The sequence below is a fragment of the Microbacterium sp. CFBP 8794 genome, from assembly GCF_014841235.1.
GTDB lineage: Bacteria > Actinomycetota > Actinomycetes > Actinomycetales > Microbacteriaceae > Microbacterium.
In genome coordinates this window covers 746,111-756,072 of the sequence record NZ_JACYTT010000002.1, presented here as the reverse complement: position 1 = coordinate 756,072, position 9,962 = coordinate 746,111, and the positions used below count along the sequence as shown (strand labels likewise).

Below are 9,962 nucleotides of genomic sequence, written 5' to 3'. Positions count from 1 at the left end.
CGCCACCCGGCGCTTCGTCGTACCCCGACGACGGTCGCGACGGTTTGCCGAGAGGCGCCGTCCCTCTCCCGGCTGTTCGCCGCGCGGGGTCGATGAGGCTGACGCGGCGTCGGGCCGGGGCTACGCTGACGGCACCGACTGGAAGGATCGACCCATGCGTTTCTCTCACCTGGGCGCGGAGCCGCGTATCCACCCCGACGCCGTGGTCGCTTCGACAGCGGTCATCAGCGGTGACGTCGTGATCGGCGCGGGATGCCAGGTGCTGCATGGTGCCGTCCTCACGTCCGAGGGGAGCCGCATCGTGCTGGGCGAGAACACGATCGTGATGGAGAACGCCCTCATCCGCGCGAGCGCCACGCACCCCGTGCACATCGGCGCGCACACCCTGGTGGGTCCGATGGCGAGCGTCGCCGGAGCCGATATCGGCGACGAGGTGTTCCTGGCCACCGGCACACGGATCTTCAACGGGGCCGAGATCGGTGACCGCAGCGAAGTGCGGATCAACGCCGTCGTGCACCTGCGCACCGTGTTGCCGCCCGAGACGGTGGTTCCGATCGGGTGGGTCGCGGTGGGCGACCCGCTCCGTCTGCTCTCGCCGGATCGGCACGACGAGATCTGGGCGGCGCAGAAGGAACTCGACTTCCCCGGCTACGTCTTCGGGCTCGATCGTGAGACGCCGGATCTGATGGTGCAACTGACCGAGCGGTATGGTCGCAGCCTGTCGCGACACGCGTCCGATCGAGCCGTCGACTGAGGCCACCGCGCGCGGTTGGTCTGCGCGAGGGATGGCCGGTGAGCGGCAGGGACGACAACTCGTCGTGACGTGCGAAGCGCCGACCCCCTCGAAAGGGAGCCGGCGCATCGCGGTGGCGAGGGGTTGATCACCCGGTGTTCTGGAGTCCCGCGGCCACACCGCTCACCGAGAGCAGCAGCAGGCGCTGCTGTTCGGCATCCGGTGTCTCGGAGGTGTTCGCCGCGTCGCGCAGGGCGCGGAGCGCCCGCAACTGCAGCAGCGAGAGCGCGTCGACGTAGGGGCTGCGCATCTTGACCGCGCGCTGCAGCACGGGCTTGTTGCCCAGCAGGTCGCCGCCGGTGATGCGTTCGACCCACGACCGCGTGAGCAGCATCTCGTCCATCACGAGCCCGGCGAGATCGTCACGGTCGCCGAGCGCCAGGTAGCGGCGGGCGATGCGCTCGTCGGCCTTCGCGAGGCTCATCGCGACGTTGTCGATCATGGTGCGGAACAGCGGCCACTGCTCATACGCGTCGCGTAGGCGCGGCTCATCGCCGACGGCGTCGAGCGCCGTGCCCAGACCGAACCATCCGGCGAGGTTGATGCGCGCCTGGGTCCACGAGAACACCCAGGGAATGGCTCGGAGGTCTTCGAGCGACTCGACCGAGAGGCCGCGTCGCGCGGGGCGAGAGCCCAATGCCAGGTGACCGAGCTCTTCCATCGGCGTGACCGTGGCGAACCACGGTGCGAAGCCGGGAGCCTTCACGAGGGCGAAGAAACGCTCCCGCGAGGCGACGTCCATCGTGCTCGCGACATCGGCGAACGCCTCAGCGGCCCCACGGTTGCGGCGCTCGATCGAGGGGGAGGATGCCGTGAGCACGGCCGCCGCGACCTGATCGATGTGGCGCATGGCGATGTCGGCATCGCCGTAGCGGGCGAAGATGACCTCGCCCTGCTCGGTGAGCTTGAACCGGCCGTCGACGGAGTGCGGGGGCTGCGCGAGGATCGCGGAGTTGGCGGGTCCGCCGCCTCGTCCGAGCGCACCACCGCGACCGTGGAAGAGCGTCAGCTCGATGCCCTCGGTCTCGGCCCACGTCGAGATCTTCGCCTGGGCCTCGTACAGCGCGAGGTTCGCCGCGACCGGTCCGACGTCTTTGGAGGAGTCGGAGTAACCCAGCATGACCTCGAGTCGTCGGCCCGTGGCATCCAGCCGACTGACGAACGACGGGTGCGACACGATCTCGGCGAGGATGCCGGGGGCGGCCTGCAGGTCGGCGAAGGTCTCGAAGAGAGGGATGACGTCGAGGACGGGCACGTCCTCACCCGGGCCCATCGCGAACGCGGCCAGTTCGTGCACGTTGGCCAGGTCTTCGGCTGACTGCGTGAACGACACGATGTACCGACCGGCGGCGCGGGGCCCGAAGCGCTCCTGCACGTAGGCGATGGAACGGAAGACCTCGAGCACCTCGTCGGTCTGCTCGCTGCGGCCACCGCCCGCGCGGAGGTCCTCGAGCACCTTCCGGTGCACGGCCGAGTGCTGTCGCACCTCGAGCTCGGTGAGGTGGAAGCCGTAGGTCTCGACCTGCCACACCAGGCGCTGCAGGGCGCCGTAGGCCTGACGTGCGGCTCCCGCGGCGACGAGTGAATCCTGCACCGTCCGCAGATCGGCGAGAAGGTGCTCGGGGTCGCGGTACGCGAGGTCGGCGTCGCGGGAACGGGTCGCGGCGATCTTGCGTGCCAGCAACAGCATGATGCGGCGGTGGGGTTCGTCGGGGGAGCGCTCGGCGATCTCGGCCGCGGCGTCTTCGTCGGCGGCGCGCAGACGGTGCCACAGGGTGACGAGGGCATCGCTCGGCGGCGTGGACTCGTCATCGAGGGTCAATCCGCGACCCACGCGCTGCGTGGTGCGTTCGAGGCCCAGCAGCACGTGCTCGCTCGCGATCGCGGCGGCCTTGCGGGTGACGGATGCCGTGACGAAGGGGTTTCCGTCGCGGTCGCCACCCACCCACGAGCCGACGCGCACGAACGGCTTCACGATCGGGGCACGGGAACCGGCGTGCTCGCCCTGCAGGATGTCGTCGATACGGCGGTACACGCGCGGCACGGCGGTGTAGAGCGTCTCGTCGAACACCGACATGACCGAGCGCACCTCGTCGACGGGCGACGGCTTCTCGCGGCGGAGGGGAGCCGTACGCCACAGCGTGTCGATCTCTTCGAGCATGCGGCGCTCGGTGCGACGGCTCTCGGTGCCACCGTCGGAGGCGGCGTCGTGCTCGGCGAGCAGCTCCGACAGGCGACGGATGCTCGTGGAGATCGCGCGTCGGCGGGCTTCGGTGGGGTGAGCCGTGAAGACCGGGTGGAAGCGCAGCGCTTGGAGGCGCGCGAGCGCGGTCTCTTCGCCCACTTCGCTCGACAGTCGCTCGTATGCCGTCGCGATGGTGTCGGGCGTGCCGGAACGCGACGGGTTGTCGCCTCGCTCGCGCAGCACGCGCACGCGCTGATGCTCCTCGACGAGGTTGACGAGGTGGAAGTAGGCCGTGAAGGCACGGGCCACTTCGTCGGCCCGCGCGATCGAGAAGCCGTCGGCGATGGCCGCGGCCCGCTCGAACGCCTCGGGCGTCTCGTCGGTGTAGGCCTGGATCGTCGCCGAGCGCAGCCGCTCGACGTCGTCGTACAGGCCGGGGGAGCCGCTCTCCTGAAGGACGCGGCCGAGCAGCGAGCCGAGCAGGCGCACGTCGGCGCGCATCTGTTCGGGGAGCTCTTGGCCGGCTTCGAAGCGGCCCACGAGGTCGATGGCCTCGGTCGGGGTCAGTTCACGCACAGCCCCAGATTATCGGCGTCCGGTGACGTGTGAATGACGCCGGGACGGCGTGCGACGGCGCACGGGCATGGGGAGAAGCCGTGGCCGTGGAGTCCGCGTGGCCCAAAGCCGGACATCCTCCGGGCGAAACAGCCTCGCACCGCACACATCGGCGTCGAAGGGGGTTTGTGGTCGCAATCGTCCGGAGTCGGTTCGGGCGGTGTTTCCAGAACGATCGCCCGCGGCCGGTCCACCGCACGGGTCGCGGCCGCGCGGGGGATACTCGGGGCACCGGCGCCGTCGGCGCTGCGAGAGGAGACGCCGTGAGCGACGATGCCCTGCGAGAAGCGGCCGAGACCATGCGGGCCGTGCGCGAACGCTGCGCGTGGACGAAGACGATCGACCACGCGGCCCTCGTGCCCTACCTCGTCGAAGAGAGCGCCGAGGTGATCGACGCCGTCGAGTCGGGCACCCGCGCCGACCTGCGCGAGGAACTGGGCGATCTGCTGTGGCAGGTGCTGTTCCACGCCGAGATCGCGTCGGGCGACCCCGTCGAGCCCTTCGACATCGACGACGTCGCTCGCGGACTCACCGAGAAGATGGTCCGCCGGCATCCGCACGTCTTCGCCGGGGCCGTGGCATCCACTCCCGAGGAAGTGCTCGTGCACTGGAACGCGGCGAAGGCCGCCGAGAAGAGCGAGCGCACGAGTGTCCTCGACGGGGTCAGCGACCACATGCCCGCGCTCGCGCTCGCGCAGAAGCTGGTCGGCAAGGCCGCGCAGGTGGGCGTGCACGCGCCGACGCACCGGCTCGCCGATCCCGCGACCGAGGCGGAGCTGGGCGACGCGCTGCTCGCGCTGGTGCAGCAGGGCCGCGACCGGGGCTGGGACGCCGAGCGCGCCCTGCGCGAGCGACTCCGCACCCTGCGCGCCGAGGTCACGGCGGCCGAGGCCGCGCCGGGCGCCTCCTGAGCCCCGCCCCCGGGTCACGACCGCACACGTCGTTGCGGGTGTTCTCGACGGCGACGGCGCGAGCGCACCGGCGGGGGCTGAGACAATGGACGGGTGGCATCCGTGAACCCGCCGCGCGGCATGCGCGACTTCCTCCCCGCTGACAAAGCCCGTCGCGAGCGCGTGCTCGCCGTCATCCGAGAGCGCTACCGCGCCCACGGCTTCGACGAGATCGAGACGCCCGTGATGGAGGAGTACTCGAGGCTGCACGCCGGGATCGGCGGCGACAACGAGAAGCTGTCGTTCAGCATCCTGAAGCGGGGAATGGATGCCGAGGGCATCCGCGCCGCCGCCGACGATCCGGCCGCTCTCGCCGACCTCGGCCTGCGCTACGACCTCACCGTTCCGCTCGCCCGGTTCTACGCCACGAACCGTGCCCAGCTGCCGACGGTGTTCCGCGCGATCCAGATGGCGCCGGTCTGGCGGGCGGAGCGCCCCCAGAAGGGCCGGTACCGCCAGTTCCTGCAGTGCGACATCGACATCATCGGCGACGCGTCGGCCCGCGCCGAGGCCGAGCTGATGACGGCGAGCCTCGACGTGCTCGACGCGCTGGGGCTCGAGGGCGGAACGATCCGTGTCAACGACCGTCGCGTCCTCGACGCGATGCTCGACGTGTTCGGTTTCGCCCCCGACGAGCGGCCCGGGGTCCTGATCACGATCGACAAGCTCGACAAGATCGGCGCCTCGGGTGTCGTCGCCGAGCTGCGTGACCGCGGAGCGACGCCCGAGGCGGCCGACGCCGTCGCGGCCTACCTCGAACGTCCTCGCCCCGACGGCGTGCGCTTCGACGACGACGGCATCCGCGCCGCCCTGCCCGACGGCATCCCCGACGAGGTCATCGCGCACCTCGTGGCGCTCGGCGAGACGGTGGCCGCCGCACGCGGCGCCGACGCGCCGCTGGTCTTCGACCCGTTCCTCGTTAGAGGCATGGGGTACTACACCGGCACGATCTTCGAGCTGGCCCACCCGAGCGTCGACTACTCGCTGGGCGGGGGCGGTCGTTACGACGGCATGATCGGGCGTTTCCTCGGTCAGGACGTTCCGGCCGTCGGGTTCTCGATCGGCTTCGAGCGCATCGTCGACCTGCTGCAGGATGCCGAGGACACCGGCGAGCGAGCCGTGGTGCTCGTGCACGATCGCGACGTCGCCCTCGAGCACCTGCTGCGGCTGAAGGCGGAGCTCGTGGCCGACGGCGCGCGTGTACGTCTCGAGCAGCGCACGAAGAACCTCAAGGCCCTGCTCGAACGGGCGAGCGCCGACGGCTACACGTCGTTCGCGACGGTGAACGCCGGAACGACGAGCGCGTCGCTGGAGATCAAGCCGCTCGGCTGAGAGTCGCTGCGCGCCCGCCGTCGTCCGGCGGCCACGCCTCGGTCACCCCGTGTTCACGTCGTCGAGGTGTGATCGGGACATGCGTCGCGCGAGGGTTCGACGGCCCGTTCGACGGCCGGTGACCCTCGCCGCCGCGTCGTCGGTCGCGGTGCTGGGGGCCACGGCGGTGGCCCTGCGTACCCTCATCTCGCGTCAGGCGGCGATCGCCCGGCGCCGCATCGGAAAGCCGCTCGGGGAACAGGCTCTGGATGCCGACCGCGTCTGGCGCCGGAAGAAGCACGAGGGTCGACCGGTCGAGTTGCTGGTGCTGGGGGACTCGATCGCTGCGGGTCTGGGCGCCGGACACCGGCGCGACACCCTGGGGGCTCGGCTGGCCAAGGGCATCGCCCGCGCGGCCGCGCGACCCGTGCGCCTGCGCACCGCCGCGGTCGTGGGATCGGAAACCTCGGCGCTCGCGGCGCAGATCGCCGCCCTTCCGCCGGACTACCGCGCCGACGTCGCCGTCGTCGTGGTGGGCGGCAACGACGTCACGCACCGCGTTCCCCCCGTGCGCGCCGCGGCGCAGCTCGAGCAGGCCGTCGGCGCCTTGACGGCCCGGGGGACGGCCGTCGTCGTGGGAACCTGCCCCGACCTCGGCACGCTGCGCGCGGTGCCGCAGCCGCTGCGCACCCTCGCGTCGCGCTCCTCGCGCCAGCTGGCGGCGGCGCAGGCCCGCGCCGCCGAGCGTGCCGGCGCGCGAGTGGTGGGCCTGGCCCGGGCGGTGGGACCGGTCTTCGCCGAACGCCCCGACGAGATGTTCAGCATCGACCGCTTCCACCCCAGCGCCCTGGGCTACCGGCGCACGGCCGAGGCCCTGCTGCCGGCGGTGCTCGGCGCCCTCCGGGGCGACGCGGAGCCGTCGCCCTCGGTGTCGCCGCTGCCTCCCGCCGACGTCCCGGCCAACCCATAGCTCGCGGTCGTACCGTTCCCCCACGCCTCCTCTGCACATCCTCCTGACCACCTGGCGCGCCGACCCCCTCACGCTCGGCGTGCTGTTCGTGGCATCCGCGGCCTACCTCGTCGGTGTCGCGCGTCTGCGTCGCCGGGGCGAGGAGTGGCCCCTGCGCCGGACGATCGGGTTCTTCGCACTCGGGCTCCTGCCGTACGCCGCGATCGAGCTCGGATTCCTCGCGGTCTTCTCGGCCGAGCTCCGCTGGGCGTTCTCGACCCGCATCGCGCTGCTGATCTTCGCCGTCCCGGCCGGGATCGCCGCCGGACGCCCGCTCGACCTGGGCGCCCGACTGGGCGCGGGCGCCGTGATCGAGCGCGTCCTCGCACCCCGCGTCACGCGGATCTTCGGCAACGCAATGGTGGCCACCGTCGTCATCGCCGCGGTGTTCTGCCTCTTCTTGACCCCGCTCGCCGGCATCCTGCGTGTGAACCCCGTCGTCGAGGCGTCGCTGGGGGTGGTCGTGCCGCTCGTCGGGCTCGCGATGGTGCTGCCTATGATGGCGCTCGGGGCCGTGCACACGGGCACCTTCATCGCGATCGAGTTCCTGCTGGCTTTCGTCGAGCTGCTGATCGACTCCGTCCCCGGGCTGCTGCTGCGCCTCAACGACTCGGTCGTCGACCTGATCCCGGATGCCGTGCAGACGATGTCGTGGTGGCCGTCGACGCTGCACGATCAGCATCTCGCCGGCGACATGATCTGGTTCATCGCCGAGTTCGCCGACGTGCCGATCCTCGTCATCCTGCTCGTCCGCTGGATGCGCACCGACCGCGTCGAGGCCCAGGGCTTCGACGAGCTCTCCGACGAGGAGTACGACGAGATGACCCGCGCGCACCTGCGCGGCGAACGCTGACGCGCGTTGACCCACGACCGCCGCCCCGCCAGGCTGGGACCGTGCCCACCCACGACGACGTCGACGCCTTCCTGACCCGCACGCTCGTCGGCTCCGACCCGATCCTGGATGCCGCGCTCTCGGCTCAGCACGCGGCGGGCCTCCCCGCGATCGAGGTCGCCCCCGTCAATGCCAAGTTCCTGCACCTGCTCACGCGTATCGCCGGCGCTCGCCGCGTGCTCGAGATCGGCACCCTCGGCGGATACTCGACGATCTGGTTCGCCCGCGCCGTCGGCGAGGGAGGCCGGGTCGTGTCGATCGAGGCCGAATCGGCCAACGCCGATGTCGCGCGGGCCAACCTGCGGCGCGCCGGCGCGGCCGACCGTGTCGACGTGCGCGTCGGGCGGGGAGCCGACGTGCTCCCCACCCTCGAGGGCGAGGAGGCTTTCGACCTCGTCTTCATCGACGCCGACAAGGAATCCAACACGCTGTACCTCGACTGGGCCGCACGGCTCGGGCGTCCGGGCACGGTCGTCGTGCTCGACAACGTCGTGCGCGGGGGAGACGTCGCCGATGCCGACACCACCGACTCGAAGGTGCAGGGCGCGCGCCGCGGCATCCTGATGCTCGGAAGCGACCCCCGCTTCGACGCCACCGCCCTGCAGACCCTCGACCGCAAGGGGTGGGACGGTGTGGCCCTCGCGATCGTCGTGGATGCCGGGGAGGCCGGCGCCGGGTCCTGACGTGCGCGGCCGCGGGCGTGGCGGAGCGGAGTCCGACGCGGAATGACGCTCTGGCCCACGAGCGTCGGGGGCGGTCACTAGACTCGACCACGGACCGATGACGCTCCGCCCTCTTTCACTCAAGAACCAACGAGGAGTCCTTCGTGGCACTTATCGAGGCTGTCAACGCGCGCGAGATTCTGGATTCGCGCGGAAACCCGACCGTCGAGGTGGAGGTGCTCCTCGACGACGGCATCGTTCAGCGTGCGGCTGTTCCCTCCGGCGCATCCACCGGCGCCTTCGAGGCCTACGAGCTGCGCGACGGCGACAAGAGCCGCTACAGCGGCAAGGGCGTGCTCAAGGCCGTCGCCGCTGTCGTCGACGAGCTGGGCCCCGCCATCGAGGGCGTCGAAGCCAGCGAGCAGCGCATCATCGACGAGATCCTCATCGAGACCGACGGTACCGAGAACAAGTCGCGCACCGGCGCCAACGCCATCCTGGGCGTCTCGCTCGCCGTCGCCAAGGCCGCCGCCGACAGCGCCGACCTGCCCCTGTTCCGCTACCTCGGCGGCCCCAACGCGCACCTGCTGCCCGTTCCGCTGTTCAACGTCATCAACGGTGGCGAGCACGCCGACAACGGCATCGACTTCCAGGAGTTCTTCCTCGCGCCCATCGGCGCCGAGACCTACAGCGAATCGCTCCGCTGGGGCACCGAGGTCTACCACGTCCTCAAGGGCGAGCTGAAGTCCGCGGGTTACAACACCGGTCTCGGTGACGAGGGCGGCTTCGCCCCCGACCTGCCCAGCAACCGCGAGGGCCTCGACTTCCTCATCCGCGCGATCGAGAAGGCCGGCTTCACCCCCGGTCAGGACATCGCCGTCGGCCTCGACGTCGCCGCCACCGAGTTCTTCAAGGACGGCGTCTACACCGTCGAGGGCAAGGAGTGGAGCGTCGACACGCTCGTCGACTACTTCGCCGACCTCGTCGCGAACTTCCCGATCGTCACGATCGAAGACGCGCTCGCCGAGGACGACTGGGACGGCTGGAAGAAGCTGACCGACGCCATCGGCTCGAAGGTGCAGCTCGTCGGCGACGACCTGTTCGTCACCAACCCCCAGCGTCTGCAGAAGGGCATCGACCTCGGCATCGCCAACTCGCTGCTCGTGAAGGTCAACCAGATCGGCACGCTGAGCGAGACCCTGGATGCCATCAACCTGGCCACCCGTTCGGGCTACACCTCGATGCTGTCGCACCGCTCGGGTGAGACCGAGGACACCACGATCGCCGACCTCGCCGTCGCCGTGAACGCCGGCCAGATCAAGACCGGTGCCCCGGCGCGCAGCGAGCGCGTCGCGAAGTACAACCAGCTGCTCCGCATCGAAGAAGACCTCGGCGACGCCGCGGTGTTCGCGGGCCGCTCGGCGTTCCCCCGCTTCAAGGGCTGATCGTCCGACGAAAGGAGAGGGAGCCCTACGGCTTCCTCTCCTTTCGCGTTTCCGTGCACGCGCCGGGGGCTCGGCGCGTCCCCGGGGCCCCGCAGGTCGG

Annotated in this window: 8 protein-coding genes; 7 read left to right on the top strand and 1 reads right to left on the bottom strand. The window is 70.9% G+C overall.

Annotation, left to right across the window (positions count from 1 at the left end; all coding sequences use genetic code 11):
• Positions 1–154 precede the first annotated feature (154 nt).
• Positions 155–754 carry a gamma carbonic anhydrase family protein gene (locus IFU19_RS07435; RefSeq protein ID WP_055836021.1) on the top strand — a complete coding sequence of 200 codons (600 nt, stop codon included), beginning with the start codon at positions 155–157 and terminating at the stop codon, positions 752–754.
• Positions 755–881: 127 nt separating this feature from the next.
• Here the strand turns inward: IFU19_RS07435 and IFU19_RS07430 are convergent, their stop codons facing one another.
• Positions 882–3,554, bottom strand: coding sequence for a phosphoenolpyruvate carboxylase (locus IFU19_RS07430; RefSeq protein WP_192013327.1), 2,673 nt, complete (start codon positions 3,552–3,554; stop codon positions 882–884).
• A 338-nt stretch (positions 3,555–3,892) separates the two neighbouring features.
• On the opposite strand from IFU19_RS07430, the gene IFU19_RS07425 reads away from it, so the two are divergent.
• The 6 genes from IFU19_RS07425 to eno all read left to right on the top strand — a co-directional run bounded on the left by IFU19_RS07425 (position 3,893) and on the right by eno (position 9,862).
• Entirely contained in the window at positions 3,893–4,504 is a 612-nt protein-coding gene (locus IFU19_RS07425) for a MazG family protein (RefSeq protein WP_191926061.1), read from the top strand.
• A 120-nt stretch (positions 4,505–4,624) separates the two neighbouring features.
• Positions 4,625–5,875, top strand: coding sequence for a histidine--tRNA ligase (gene hisS, locus IFU19_RS07420; RefSeq protein WP_199858687.1), 1,251 nt, complete (start codon positions 4,625–4,627; stop codon positions 5,873–5,875).
• A gap of 118 nt (positions 5,876–5,993) precedes the next feature.
• On the top strand, positions 5,994–6,824 hold the full coding sequence (locus IFU19_RS07415) for an SGNH/GDSL hydrolase family protein (protein WP_342343389.1): 831 nt from the start codon (positions 5,994–5,996) through the stop codon (positions 6,822–6,824).
• 88 nt (positions 6,825–6,912) lie between these two features.
• Complete coding sequence (locus tag IFU19_RS07410) at positions 6,913–7,716, top strand: cytochrome c oxidase assembly protein (protein WP_342343388.1); 804 nt, start codon at positions 6,913–6,915, stop codon at positions 7,714–7,716.
• A 41-nt stretch (positions 7,717–7,757) separates the two neighbouring features.
• The gene (locus IFU19_RS07405) at positions 7,758–8,438 is read left to right on the top strand and encodes a class I SAM-dependent methyltransferase (protein WP_192013324.1); all 681 of its coding nucleotides are present in this window, start codon (positions 7,758–7,760) and stop codon (positions 8,436–8,438) included.
• A 143-nt stretch (positions 8,439–8,581) separates the two neighbouring features.
• Complete coding sequence (gene eno / locus IFU19_RS07400) at positions 8,582–9,862, top strand: phosphopyruvate hydratase (protein ID WP_055836041.1); 1,281 nt, start codon at positions 8,582–8,584, stop codon at positions 9,860–9,862.
• The last annotated feature ends 100 nt before the right edge of the window (positions 9,863–9,962 follow it).